The sequence below is a fragment of the Paenibacillus sp. UASWS1643 genome, from assembly GCF_008693195.1.
Lineage (GTDB): Bacteria > Bacillota > Bacilli > Paenibacillales > Paenibacillaceae > Paenibacillus > Paenibacillus amylolyticus_B.
Genome location: NZ_VXKZ01000112.1, coordinates 101,877 through 116,266, shown reverse-complemented (window position 1 = coordinate 116,266; position 14,390 = coordinate 101,877). Strand labels below are relative to the sequence as shown.

Genomic DNA, 14,390 nt, shown 5'->3' with positions numbered 1-14,390 from the left:
CTAAATCGTAAACTTCACAGATAATCTGAAGATTAACCTGGTTCAGAACCATTTCGTTCAATTAGATCGGTTCAACGTTTGCCACGCTGATTCTCACCCCTAACGGAGATGACATCCACAAACGGACGAATCCGGTCCATGAGACGCTGGCCTTTATTCATTTCCTCGCCGTCCCGATTAGTGAAACTAAGATGTTTTTCAAGCCCATCCAGATTGTAATTGGACGTATAGAACGTAGGTTTGCGATTCATCCGATAGTTCAGAATAGACCCCATCACATGATCCCGAACCCAAGGGTTCAGATTCTCTGCCCCGATATCATCAAAGATGAGCAGATCACAACTTTTCAAAATATCCGTCATTTCCTTCAGCTTCTGCCCTTCACTGATCATGGATTTCAGATCCTCCACAAAGTCAGGCATATAGATGATGACACCCGTATGGCCTGCAACCGCCAGTTCATGCAGCAGATAACACATCAGAAACGTCTTGCCTGTCCCGAATGTTCCTTCCAGAAACAGTCCTTGCGGAGATAATCCATTCTCCTTGGTCTCCCTAATATAACGAAGCACCTGATTCACTGCCGGAGCACGCATCCGATCCTTGCCCATAATCTCAACGTCGTTGTACCCAGCACTGAGCGCACGCTCGTCCACATAGAAACTGCGAATGCGTTGCTTAATGACATGTTCATTTTGCCGGGCGATATGTTTGGAACAAGGCGCCTTTATATCTATGATTTCGGGTTTACCGTTAAAATGTTCTACTTCCAGTTTGCAAAAGTGGCCCTGAAAATCGTTAGGACAGTTGTCGAGTCCCGGACAATTCGCACAGTTCTTAGAGTCTTTGGCGTACTGAAACAGCTTGCTCAGATCGGTCATGAGCTGTGCATCTTGCAGTTCAGGATGACCTGCGCGGAATTCGCGTACGTACGGATTTTCCATCAATTCCGCCGCAATCCGCCGCGATTGCTCACGAAAGGCAGGGTTCAGCTGCTGAAGCAGTCCTCCCAAGGATTCCATGGCTTCAAGCCCCCTTAATGTTTCAATATAGAATGAACAATTGAAGTGTACCCCTGACCATCTTGATGGCATAGGAACTTTCGATCATTTGCAATTCTACTGTTCATTCTATAGAAAAACAACCAATAACTCAACAGATACATCTGGTAAATAGCGTAACCCTTCCACCACCGTACGTAATGCCTAGTATAGAGCACACTTGCAGTCCTGTACCTTTTAGTGTGTGTTCAAAAGTCTGTTTTTTGACTCTTTAAACAACTACTATCAGCGGCGCAAGCCGACAGTAACGATCTCGCATGAACCTGTCTGTATGTTCCATTCCTTGCTGGCAAATGATAATGTCGACGCCTCTTCTATGTTGTGGGAATGAAGCATTTCGCCCTCTTCCTCCAGGATGTTGCTTTTGTATGCCGTTTCGAATGGCTGTGGAATCACTTGTGATGTTGCAAGCTTCAACGTGGCAGATTCGGTGGTCATATTGAACCAGCGGAGCATCACATCACCGGAATCCTCATTTACCTTGAGTGAAGAAAATGCTAAACCGTCTCCTTGCCATGCAAACGGTGTGTTGCTAGGTGTCAGATAACCCGGGTGTACTTCAGTCTGTGCCAGCGTCCAAGGAACCTGGAACTGATACGCCTCAATATATGCACCTGACGCTGCACCATTGCCATCATGCGGAATGATCTCGATTTTAAACGTATGTTCACCAAGGCATTGTGCTTCAGGTGTCGGGAACAAGCCCCAGTCTCCAAGTTCACCCACAGCACGAAGCAGCGTAACCGCAATAGTATTGCGACCATCCTGAAGGACTTCATATTCATTCAGGCCCAGATTGGCAACGACCAATCCTGCGTTTTGTTCACTTACATCTACAAAACTCTGTTGATGCTGTGTATTGCTTGGATTTTGCCACTCCGGTGCAGGCTTGTTATCACGTGTTGCAATTTCGAACATGGAATCCACATGATGAACAGCAGATACGAGATCCGTTGGGAAAAGAGCACGTACCCGATGATCCTTCGCCTGATTGTTGAAGGTTGTTTCCATTTGTACTCCTTTTCCATTACGACTGAGGGATACAACCGTGCGAATCTGGAGCGGAACCATTTTAGTTGAACGCTGGGCTTTGCGATGTGGATAATAAATTAGTTCTCGCTGTTCCTGATCCAGCATCTCATCCGCTGACTCCGGTATTTCCCATTGATGAATTACCTCGATCGAGGCTGAGTATGATGTATCTTCTAATACCCGAATCTCAGCCTGAAGCGCTTGTGTTGTCAATGCTACTTCATTCTCTGGTTGCTTGAACATGTATTCATTACCAATATCGCCTACATTTTCGTACACGCCAAGGTCCTTGTAAGTCCGGCCTGTTCGTTTATCCGTGAGTGTGAATGAACCGTTGTCTGCAATCGTGACGATCATATGTTGATTTTCCATGCCACGTTCACCACGCAACAGCGTAGTCGTTTTTGACGGAGTATCACTCTTAGCATCATCCGCAAAGTTGACCAATGCATAGGTTTTCAGGCCAAATGCAGCTACATTCTCTGTTTCAAAACGAATGCGAACTCGTCGACAGCTATACGGCTGGCGGAAACGGTCATCCGGCAGATCATAGCCAAATTGCAGACCCAGATCCTCCACGGTACATGGAATGTGGTTACCATCTTCATCTACAAGTATGCGATCCAACAGATCAACGGCTTTCATCTGCGTCGCCATCTCTTCCAATGTATATCCATCCCGGAAATACAACCGAGCCGCGTCCAGTTCCATCTGAACCACACCGCTGCGTTCCCAACCCGTTGTATTAAACACCACAACAGGTCGAGCCTGCTCGCCATAACGTGCAAATATGGAGGTATCCACGGCTGCGGCAATCTGGCTGGTGCTCTCCTCAATCAATGCCTCTGCTACATGACGGCTCTTATCAAACCGTGTTACCATCTCACGGTGCACCTCATCCACACTGCATCCACAGATGCTGTCATGCGGGTGATTTTGCATCAGCGTTTTCCAGGCATACGTCAGTTGATCATGTGGATAAGCATGACCAAGCAGATAGGCAGAGGATGCCAGTGGTTCGGCCACTTTTTCCAGCATGGTCTGGCCCAGTTGGTTCATCTGTTTCAGATACACACGAGCCGAGGCCGTGTTCACCAGAGTTCCCCAGCCATCGGTACGCTGGCTGCGCAGTTCTCCTTTGACCGTGGACAACTCATGTTCAGCCGATGCTCTCAGGGCAGTCAGATAATCTGGAAAGTTCGAGTGAACGAACTCGATATCAGGATATAATTGCTCAGCCATACGAATCGCTTCCGGCAGGTCTCGCTGAATCGGCTGATGATCACATCCGTTCATGTATAACAACTCATTGGTGGATGCATATTTCTCTGCGTCAGCAAGCTTGGTTTCCCAGAACTTGCGGGCTGAAGCCTCATCTACTGGAACTTCATTCCCGTTGGAATACCAGTTGGCAAACAATACGCCGAGCACTTTCGATCCGTCTGGCCCTTCCCACATCAGCTCCGAGAAGCTTGATTCATATCCGGCATCCGAAACCGTATTATTAAATCCCGTAGGCTTCACGCCACGTCCAAAGAACACATTATCAATGCCTGATTGCTGCATCAGCTGCGGGGTCTGTCCGACCAATCCAAATGTATCGGGAAAGTAACCAATTTTCGAAGGGGTGCCGTAACGTTTGGCATCCTTATGTCCAACCTGCATGTTGCGCACATTGGCTTCTCCACTCGTTAGAAACGCATCCTGCAAAATGTACCATGGTCCAATCACAATCCGTCCATTGCGGATATGTTTCTCCAGTCGTTCCTTCTGCTCCGGGCGAACCTGAAGATAATCTTCGATGATAATCGTTTGTCCATCCAAATAAAAGCTTTTATAGTCCGATCCCTCATCAAGCTGATCCAACAGTGAATCGACGAGCTGAATGAGTCGCATATGATGCTTCTCATACGGCAAGTACCATTCCCGATCCCAGTGGGTATGCGAAATAATATGTGCTCTCTTCTTCTTGGTCATCGTGTGATCCCACCTCTTTCATCTTGTTGTTCAATCTCAACCTCATCAGGGCGATACACCGCAGTCAGCTTTCCGGAAGCATCAGTCGCAAACAGCACCGAACGATTTTTCTCCAAATGGAACGAGTACGATACACCTGTACGTTGATCTCTCACATGAACTTCATGGTTCAAGGCAAACTCCGATACAAATACATACAGATTTCCTTTTGGAAAACTCAGCTTCCGGCCGTAGATCCCTGCGATATCTCCGCCAGATATCCATTCCAACTCCTGTCCGATGCCCGAAATCTCGGTTGCATAACGATACAATTCAGCAAGTGGCTCGTCCCGTCCATTTAACTCGAGCGGCAGTGGAGTCCAGATTAATTTCCCTTTGCCCAAAGGCAGCACGTGTACTTCATCTGGTGTACCATTATCCCTGTAAAGTAAAGTTTCCTTTGCCACCTCGGCGATACGACGCCGTCCATAGGTCACCCGGTGATTCACGCCATTAATATTCAGCAGTTCTTCCCGCTGCACGTTACCCAGACTGCGTTTGCCTACGATATGATCTGCCCGGTCAGTTGCCTTCCAGTATGCATCCAGCCCCAGTGGTCCAGTGATGAGCAGACTTGTACCTTCCTTCTCCGCAAACGTGAGCAATTGTTGAAGTGCATCGCTGTCCATATTGTGCGGACTCGGTACGATAATCAGTTTCGGTGGTTGCTGCCCCAACGCTTCCAAATGATATTCGGATAACGCACAGAATGGCAGTTTCAAATCATAGGACATCACGCGAGTAAGCTTCGTAGTAGCATCATAGGCCAGGGCACGGTTGGAGAAGTCATTGGAATACGGGAACACCACTGCAATATCCTCCAGCTCACGGTCTTCAAAGAGATCACGAATGCCATGCATGAATCGGCCGAAATCATAAGATACATCCGCCTCCGGTTTCTCCGTACCATCTGCACGCAAGGCTCCGATATGAGACTCATTGGCATTATCCATATAAAAGTTAGTGTTCCATATCCATTGCACCGCTCCTGCGCCGCCTGTCGAGAAAGCATAGGCGTACTTGCGTTCGAGAATGCCACGAAGCTCTTCTTCCGTACGTTTGGCTCGCCCATCCGGGGTTTCCACATACATGATGCCCGTCTCCTGGATGAGATTTGGCTTATGTGGCGTTTTAGCGAAAATGCCATCCCAGATCAGATCATCATTCAACCACCAGGAATGCACGGTTGTATAATCCACTTCTCGTTCATAGAAGAATGGCGAAGGACGCTGTGCACCAAGGGCTTCGTCCTGTCCCACCGTGACCAGATGATCCGGTACCAGATCCTTGATCGTACCTACAAGCTCTCTTGCCCAAACATTGTGCATTTCCATGGAGAAAAGACAGTAATCGAGCCAGCGTGTTCCTTTTTTGGCCTTGTGCATGTCCTGTACATCAAAGTTAATCTCTTCTGCCTCCGGGATCACCGCGGCTGCAAAATTGGGGAGCTGCTTCGGTGACATGTTCCATGCCTCCTGCAACGCTTCAATCGTCTGATGCCGCTGCTGAAGCCATTCGACAAAGGCTTGCTGTTCATATGAATCCCTCGCCGAGCGTGGACCAGCTGAGAAGATGCGCACCGGATCAAACATGGATGGCTCATTAATCAGATCCCAGTCCACATGTGTTGTATGCGTGTGACGACTGACGATACTGCGGATGAAACGTTTCTGTGCTTCGACACTCTGTGGGTCCAAATACGGATTCGCTCCTTCCCATGTCTCCGGTGTAAAGGAGAAGAAAGTGAACGTGACCTGCAAGCCGTGGCGCTTCGCCGTTAAAATAAATGCATCAATGGCACGAAGCACATCCTCTGCCATATGTCCGTCCACCTGCATCATGTTGCGATAGGCGGTCCAAATTCCCGTCCGAATCCAGTTGATTCCTGCTTTTGCCATCTGGGCCATGTCTCGATCCCAAACATCCGCATTCGGCAGAAACAGAAATTTCCGTGCGACATCGGAGGTCATGTAGGTCATGCCCACAACGGGCAGAGGACGTCCGTCTTTTACAAAATAATCTCTGCTGCGGGTAATCACTTCCCCTTCTGCCAGCAATGCTGCATCTTGTCCCCAGAAGCCTTGACGCAAAGTCCGAACTTCCCCGTCAGGTGCCTGCGCGTGGCATACGATCCGATACAGCCCACTTTCAATGGAAACCGGGAGAAGTATGCGTTCGAAACGCTGCTCACCGGAAAGTTCCATCTCCAGTTGATGGCTCCATACCTTCTCCGTCGTTCCACTTATACGATCCTCATGCTCGACCGTTATGTCAAACGTCCACAGCTCGGACTCGGTAAGTCTATTGCCTGCTCGCTGTAAAATCTGGCCTTGAAGTGTGAGTACAGCCCGTTCATCTGGCTCATACGAAGCATAATTCGTTTTCAGGGATAACTCAGTTACACCTTGCGCACAGAATTGCGCCCACTTCACCATCTCGTCAGCGCCATCCTGCGTCCAGAATGAGGTGGTCAGCGGCAGATGCACAAATATCCATCGTGAACCAACGAAAGTCCCGCGGGAGTTTTCCCACAGAACGACCGGAGCGGCGATGCTACGTCCATCCTTGCTCATGCCACGAAGTAATGGATAAATCTGCGTACTCATGGGACCGGATGAACCCATCTGGTGGGGCAGATCACTTGTTTTGGTTGTATGTGGAACCAGATTCCATGTATCTGCCTTCTCGAACAGCCCCTCTTTCCCAGTGAGAAGCGGTATCTGTTCGGATGAAGTGTACGATTGCACATTGGCAGAAGATACGTTCAGTGCCTCATGAATATAGAGTTCCTGGTGATAAGCAGTCTGCTCGGACTCTACAACCCATGCCCCATTCTCATATCGAACCGGACGTTTAAAGGGTGCGCCCCCCACACTAATCAGGCTTCCGCCCTGGTGCAGGTAAGCTGCAATCTCCGTCCAGGCGGACTTGGGAAAATAGGGTGCATGCAGATTGACCAGACATCCTTCACCTGCTGTAGTCTTCAAAGACTCTGCGAGTTCTTCGGCGTTTACAACGGTGATCTCTTTGACTGCTTTCCATGTATTCAGAGCCTGCTCGGTTGGAAAAGCACCTTCCATTGGAAACGCAGGATCAGCGAAGATAATCAGCTTTTTATCATTAGGTTGGATACTCATAACAGGCCATCCTTCATGGATTTATAGACCAACTGGGAGAACAAACTATTGGACCACGCAAACCATTTTCGTGTAAAAATCGTTGGATCATCAGCGTGGAAGCCTTCATGCATATAACCTGTATCCGCATCTGTCGCTTCGAGCATGCGAATAATCTCCAGTTTCTCCTCGGCAGACTGCGCAGTCAGACCTTGCATGGACAATCCCATATGCCAGATGTAATCTGGTGGTGTGTGCGGGCTACCGATTCCTTTGGCAACCTTACCCTCATAATAGAACGGGTTCTCTTTGCTCAGAGCGAAGCGGCGGGTATTTTGGTAGATCGGATCATCCGCTGTGACGTAACCCAGATATGGAATGGACATGAGTCCCGGTGTACCCGCATCGTCCATGAGACAGTGGTTGCCATAACCGTCCGTCTCGTACGCATAGATCGGTCCAAATTCCGGATGACGATAAATACCGTACAACTGAATGCCGTGATCTACGTCCTGCTCCAGATCCTTCAATTCCTGCAAAAGTTCCATATCCCGGAACACCCACTCGGCAAACTCCTGCATTTGGCGCAGAGCTACCACCGCGAACATGTTGCCAGGGATATTGTAGTGGAAATCACACGCATCATCACTGGAACGGAAACCGGACCAGATCATACCCGTGTAATTGACTGGCATGCCCTTTCCGTGATTGCGCAGGGAATCTGTTGGGATACCGTTATTGCGTGTGAAGCGATATGGGGATTGTTCCATGTGATGCTGTTCGACTTTGAACAAATCCACGATTTTACACATCGCTGCCTTGAAACTGGAATCGAAAATGTCAGTCAGCTCGGTTTCCTTCCAATATAAATAGGCCAGGCGCACAACGAAACATAATGAATCAATCTCAAATTTGCGTTCCCACACCCAAGGTGACATCTCGGTCTCGTCCGTAGTGTTCCAATGCCAGTCGTTAGCAGTCTCATTGAAGGCATTGGCATATGGATCGATGTGAACATACTGGATATGACGTTTGATCAGCCCGCCAATGATGCGTTGCAGGTCCTCGTCTTCCTTTGCAAACGGAATGTAATGTACCACCTGCTCCACGGAATCACGCAGCCAGGAAGCCGGAATATCTCCTGTGATAACAAAAGTTGTACCGTCCTCCATCAACTTCGTAGTTGTTTCAATGGTGTTGGGGAAGCAGTTTTTGAATAATTGAAGTAGCTTTGGTCGGTGAGCCAGTTTCTGTTCTGCTTCTTCGAGCACGGCCTGAATGGATTGTGGCAAAGCAACAGGTGGCATGGATATTTTCGGTAATCTGAACTGTTCCATGGATGAGTACAACTCCTTAAACATATTGAATGGTGTAGCGATACAGGATGAAACATAAAATTTACACGGGACCACTGCGCGGTCAGAAATATCCTCCGATCGCTGTTATCCCCAGATTTTTTTGATTCCCTTTTCTAAAGGGTAAAATCTGGGGATAAAGGCGAACGCTTCGCTTCTTCGAATTCTTTCTGTCCTCTCCGTTATCGTGTAAATGTTTGGTTGAACATGTATAGCTCAAAAATATTTCAAAAAGGTTTACCGCAGTAGTACGGTTTGTATTTCGTAAGGTTTAAAAGATAATGTGATCTGACCATGGGTATGGGCCAGTTTTTGGACCGGTTCTTCCAGGGCATTGGAGTGATAGGCTTGCTCAAAGGCATGTGGCCATTGCAATGTGATGCGTTCGCGTTTGCCTGACGATTCATAGAAACGGAGGACGGTGCCTTGTCCATCCTCTGCCATTTTGACGGTATCCAGAATGACATGGTTACTATCAAAATTAATCCATGCTCCGGTTGCCGGGCGTACAGGTGCCGCATTAGCAGTTACATCTGGAGTTGGATCGTCGCCATCTCCTGCGCCATGTTGTACTTGATCACTCTGTTGTACCTGCACCGTCTGTTGCACTTGTTTCATTTGCTGTACCGTCACCTCATGATTCAGTTCGGCGGCCTGACGTACGGTGTGTGCTGTTCTCCAGTCTCCATCGTGTGGATATAACGAATAGGTGAATTCATGTTCTCCCAGATCGGCTGTGCGATCAGGCCATTTTGGTGCACGAAGCAAGGACAAACGAATGGTACTTCCCTGCACGTCGTACCCGTACTTGCAATCATTGAGCAAGCTCACGCCGTATCCATATTCGGATACATCCGCGAAGCGATGTCCACAGACTTCATACTGGGCTTGTTCCCAGCTTGTGTTGCGATGTGTTGGACGTTCCAGTGCGCCAAATGGAATTTCAAATGTGGCCTTGGAGGTCACCACATCAATCGGGAAACCAACTTTCAGAAGTTTGTGATTTTCGTTCCAGTTCACCTGTGTCTGAAAGTCAATTCGTCGTGAGTCATGATAAAAGACAATATCCTGTGTGATTTCCGATTGATGTAGCTTCCAGCGGAAGCGCAGGACATCCTTTGTTGTACCCGCCAGCACCAGCTTTTTCTCCAACAGTTCCACTTCGCCAGCAATCTGCTCTTCATAACGACTGTCGATATCCCATGCATCCCAGAGCGTTGGGCGATCGTGGAAGAAGTGAAGTTGATTGCCACGTTCACCCGGTTTCAACATCTCACGCTCTGCGGTTTTATCCCACAGACGGGTGATCTCCCCACGTTCATTGAACTGCACATGATAAAAGGCAGTATCCCATGTATCATTAAAGGTTGGTTGTGCGGCAAGGGTGGTCATTTCCCGTACATTCGTTTCCCTTGTATTTTCCGGTACCAGCCAAATCGTCTTATATCCAAACGCCGGAATGTCTGTCACGAGAATAGACATACTGCCATCCTCCCGATCCATCCGCAAGCGCTGGCCTTCTTCATCGATGCCGTAACGATCCAAGCTATCCTGCACAGCCAATTGAACAACTGCACTGCGTTTCCAGCCCAGGCTGTTGAATACAACATAGGCTAATGAACCTTCCGGTCCCTCTGTGTTGATACCGGTAGTCAATGCTGCAATGCCTTGATCCAGTCCGGTTCTGCCCAATTCAAATACCTGTACATATTCTTCATTCGAAGTGACGTAGGATTCCGTAATCGCCGATCCCGGTATAATATCGTGGAATTGATTCAGCAAAATTAATTTCCAGCCGTCATGCAGTGCTGAACGCACTTCAGTTTCGGTATCCGCCTCCATATCTGGCAGAGCGAGTGTATTCCACAATTCAGCTTCACGATATAGAACTTCCGCTTTCCGGTTGTTGCGCTTATTGCGCGCATGGGTCGTGTAGGTTCCCCGATGTAACTCCAGATACAGATCGCCATGCCAGTTCGGAAGTACAGGTTGCTCCTTTTCAATTCCGGCAAAGAAAGCTCCAGCTGTGCTATAACGGCTCGCAGGCTGACCTACCATCAGGTCTGCGCGATCCACATACTCCAGCATCTCGCGTGTTACGCCACCGCCGCCATCTCCGTGTCCGTATAGAAGCATATGCTCCGGATGCGCTGCTTTCTCACGGTAGGACTGCCAGTGATCATGAATGTCCTTCGGCAACGTATGCTCGTTAACACCATGATTGAGGTAAGACAGAATGGGTGTTCCATCAATGCCCACCCAGTGGAAGAGATCATATGGAAACACATTTGTGTCATTCCATCCGAGCTTTGTTGTCATGAAATATTCCACATTGCCATGCTTCAAAATCTGTGGCAGAGATGCACAGTACCCGAATGTATCCGGCAGCCATTCAATCTGTGATGTCTTGCCAAACTCCTCCATATAGAAACGCTGACCATATAACATCTGGCGAATCAGGGACTCCCCGCTTGGGATGTTCAGATCAGGCTCAACCCACATGCCGCCCACCAGCTCCCAGCGACCTTCTACAATTCGCTGCTTCACCCGCGCGTACAGCTCAGGGTCATGCTCTTTCAAAAATGCATATAACAAGGGTTGGCTCTGCGAATACGCATAGTCAGGATATTCATTCATGAGTGCATCCACGGTAGAGAAGGTACGGCTAGTCTTACGTACGGTCTCGCGCACAGGCCACAGCCAGGCAATATCAATATGGGATTGTCCCACCATATGCTCCAGACCTTCCGCGTTTCCGCCAATCTCACGCACATGATGCTTCAGATTATTCTCAATCTGACGAATACCCTCTCCCTGCTCAATCTCTTCTGCTGACATGCCTACAAATTGATCCATCGCACGATACACCAGTTCTAACAGGCGAACCCGCCGAAAGTCACTTTCCGGTAGCAACACAGCCGAATCACGCACAATAATGACGGTATACATCAGACTACGAACCGCTTCATTGGGTCTCACCAGCAGGCTCGTAATTGATGTGATCGGCGGCTGAATAACCGCCTGTTGATTCAACGGGTCCACAGGTTCAGGTACCGGGTCAAACATCTCAATCTCAAGTTCTGGAGCGTTTCCGACTTTGGATGGATCAAGCGTGACGTAGGTATGATTGCGGTCAAGGCCCTGATAAGAGTGCCCATTTACCCGAAGCAAACCTTCTCCGCCTGTCTCAAATACAAGCCCATAAGGTGCTTGCTGCCATGTAGCAGGGATCTCCAAACGTGTTCTAAAAAAATAAGTCGTTCCCTGTTTGCTCGGAAAACGCTCAAAATCTTGCCCTTCGGGGTACTCACCATGATCCTCATACTGTCCTGGCACATTATAATAAGCGCGGGTAATGTCCCAGCTACGCAGCTGTAATTGCTCCAACCACTGATGTTCGGACAACTCGCGAATAAATCGTCTGATACGTTCCAATGTCTTACGCCTCCCTTACGGTCAGTTCGGCCATTTGCGTATCGTTAACGCAGCTGCCGATATGAATATGGAATTTTCCCGGTTCAACGACAGGTTTCAAATCACGACCAATATACTGCAGTTGCTCGGCTCCGATTCGGAATTCCACGGTCTGTGTCTCTCCAGGCTCCAGGTTAACTTTTGCAAACCCCTTCAGTTCCTTGGCGGGACGAGTCAGTGAGCTGACCACGTCAGAGATATACATCTGTACAACTTCTGCACCTGCATAAGGGCCAGTGTTGGTCACATTCACAGATACCGTGACTGAATCACCCGCTGTCATGGATGCACCACTCAGCTGCGGTTCGCTGTACTCATATGTGGTATAACTCAGTCCGTATCCAAATGCATAACGTGGCTCCAAATCCTCTTCGAGGTAACGCTTGCCTCGGGAACGTTTGCCGTTATAATAGATCGGTAATTGGCCGACATGCTTTGGAATGGAGATCGTCAATTTACCTGACGGATTCACATCACCGAATAGAATATCTGCAATGGCACGACCGCCCTCTTGACCCGGATACCACGCCTCCAGAATTGCATCGGCATGTTCATCTACCCAAGGTTCAGTGATCGGACGACCATTAATGTAAACAACTACAAGTTTCTTGCCGAGCTTGTGAATTTCCTGAATGAGTTCCAGCTGTACTCCGGCAAGACCCAACGTCATCCGGTCGATCCCTTCGCCACACTCCATATCGTTCCATGAGTTATCCGAGACATTGGAAGCGCCCGTTTTCAGATCGATCGTTCCTTCTCCAAAGTCACGCGCACTGGAGCCACCAACCACCATAATGACTGTATCTGCCTGGCCGGCAACTTCAAGGGCACGCTCGAATCCTTCTTTCGAATCACCTTTGATCCGGCAGCCTGGTGCATATAACAACTGATCTGTACTGCTGTCACCAGTCAAAGGACCAACAAAACTCTTCTCCGTTTGCCCATCCACATGATTAGCAAGCTTACTGCGAATCCCATCCAGTACCGTCGCCACTTTCGACTTCGGTTGCGGAGATGTGTAATCGCCCAGTTGATTGTAAGCCTGATCCGCATTGGGACCAATGACGGCAATCCGGCCCACATTTGCTATCGATAGAGGTAGCGTTTCAGCCTCATTTTTGAGAAGTACAATACCTTCCGCAGCCAATTGTCGAGCCAACTCAACATGAGCTTCACTGCCAATGACCTGCGCTGCGCGATCGGCATCCACGTAAGGCTGTTCGAACAATCCCAGTCTGAACTTCAAGGCCAGCACACGAGAGACAGCCTGATCCAGAACCTGCACATCAAGCTTGCCTTCTGCCACCGCCTGCACCAGATATTGCCCAAACATCTCACCAGACATTTCCATATCGATGCCTGCCTCAATCGCCTGTACGGAAGCTTCCATTCCATCTGCTGCGACATCATGCCCACTTGCCAGCATGTTGATCGCACCACAATCCGTAATAACCAGACCGTCAAAGCCCCAATCCTTACGCAAAACATCTTCCAGCAATTCCGTATTCACGGTGCAAGGCGTGCCATCAATTTCGTTGTACGCTGGCATGATCGACGCAGCGCCAGCTTCCACCGCTTTGCGGAATGGATACAGATCCACTTCCAGCAGTTCGCGCCAGCCCATATGTACAGGCCCTGCATTGCGTCCACCTTCCGAGCTGCCATAACCGACAAAATGTTTCAGGGTTGCCGCTACTGTATCTCCACGGTCAAGACTTTCACCCTGCAGTCCTTCCACGGACGCAACTGCCAGCTCTCCAATGAGAAACGGATCTTCACCGAAACATTCCTCGGTACGTCCCCAGCGCGGATCACGCACAACATCCAGTACCGGAGAATAGGTGACCGCGCCACCTTGAGCACGTGTCTCCCTCGCTACTGCCTGGCACATCTCCCGGTACAGATCCACATTCCAGGTGCTCCCCAATAAAAGGGGAACGGGATAGACCGTTCCGTCAATGGCCATATGACCATGCGAGCACTCCTCCCCAATCAGAATGGGAATCCCCAGTCTGGAATGCTCTACCGCATAACGTTGAATCAGGTTAACCGCCTCAGCGCCTTCTTTGGCGGATAGTCCATTTTCCAGCGTAACGCCAGTCCAAGGGTCTGCCCGAAGTGCACCATAGAGGGAGCCGATGCCCCCATTTTCCACTTGCTGTTTAAAGGATTCACTTAACGTGATGTTCCCTTGATCATTCGTATAGGTCTGCCAGCCAAATGGCTGCGTAAGTTGGCCTACCTTTTCTTCCGTAGTCATCAGGCTAAGCAGGTGTTGTACCCGCTCCTCTACGGATTTGCTCTGGTCCTTATAAGTCATCAATCTGCATCTCTCC

The 14,390-nt window shown here is 49.1% G+C and carries 6 protein-coding genes; all 6 read right to left on the bottom strand.

Annotated elements, in window-relative coordinates; translation table 11 throughout:
* Positions 1 to 71: 71 nt before the first annotated feature.
* Complete coding sequence (gene dnaI / locus FE296_RS19720; protein WP_150366065.1) at positions 72 to 1,022, bottom strand: primosomal protein DnaI; 951 nt, start codon at positions 1,020 to 1,022, stop codon at positions 72 to 74.
* A 264-nt stretch (positions 1,023 to 1,286) separates the two neighbouring features.
* Entirely contained in the window at positions 1,287 to 4,070 is a 2,784-nt protein-coding gene (locus FE296_RS19715; RefSeq protein WP_150366064.1) for an alpha-mannosidase, read from the bottom strand.
* Positions 4,067 to 7,246: a beta-galactosidase gene (locus FE296_RS19710; RefSeq protein ID WP_150366063.1), complete on the bottom strand. Its 3,180-nt coding sequence runs from the start codon at positions 7,244 to 7,246 to the stop codon at positions 4,067 to 4,069. The genes FE296_RS19715 and FE296_RS19710 overlap by 4 nt, the downstream gene beginning before the upstream one ends.
* Entirely contained in the window at positions 7,243 to 8,562 is a 1,320-nt protein-coding gene (locus tag FE296_RS19705; RefSeq protein ID WP_150366062.1) for a glycoside hydrolase family 125 protein, read from the bottom strand. Before FE296_RS19705 ends, FE296_RS19710 begins: the two co-directional genes overlap by 4 nt.
* Before the next feature lie 255 nt (positions 8,563 to 8,817).
* Positions 8,818 to 12,015 carry an alpha-mannosidase gene (locus FE296_RS19700; RefSeq protein ID WP_124117534.1) on the bottom strand — a complete coding sequence of 1,066 codons (3,198 nt, stop codon included), beginning with the start codon at positions 12,013 to 12,015 and terminating at the stop codon, positions 8,818 to 8,820.
* Between the two features lie 4 nt (positions 12,016 to 12,019).
* Positions 12,020 to 14,374 carry a glycoside hydrolase family 3 N-terminal domain-containing protein gene (locus tag FE296_RS19695; RefSeq protein WP_124117761.1) on the bottom strand — a complete coding sequence of 785 codons (2,355 nt, stop codon included), beginning with the start codon at positions 14,372 to 14,374 and terminating at the stop codon, positions 12,020 to 12,022.
* Positions 14,375 to 14,390 lie beyond the last annotated feature (16 nt).

What these genes read in the sequence shown, in the direction of transcription:
- dnaI (WP_150366065.1), bottom strand. Translation starts at nt 1,022, where the DNA reads ATGGAATCCTTGGGAGGACTGCTTCAGCAGCTGAACCCTGCCTTTCGT.
- FE296_RS19715 (WP_150366064.1), bottom strand. Translation starts at nt 4,070, where the DNA reads ATGACCAAGAAGAAGAGAGCACATATTATTTCGCATACCCACTGGGAT.
- FE296_RS19710 (WP_150366063.1), bottom strand. Translation starts at nt 7,246, where the DNA reads ATGAGTATCCAACCTAATGATAAAAAGCTGATTATCTTCGCTGATCCT.
- FE296_RS19705 (WP_150366062.1), bottom strand. Translation starts at nt 8,562, where the DNA reads ATGGAACAGTTCAGATTACCGAAAATATCCATGCCACCTGTTGCTTTG.
- FE296_RS19695 (WP_124117761.1), bottom strand. Translation starts at nt 14,374, where the DNA reads ATGACTTATAAGGACCAGAGCAAATCCGTAGAGGAGCGGGTACAACAC.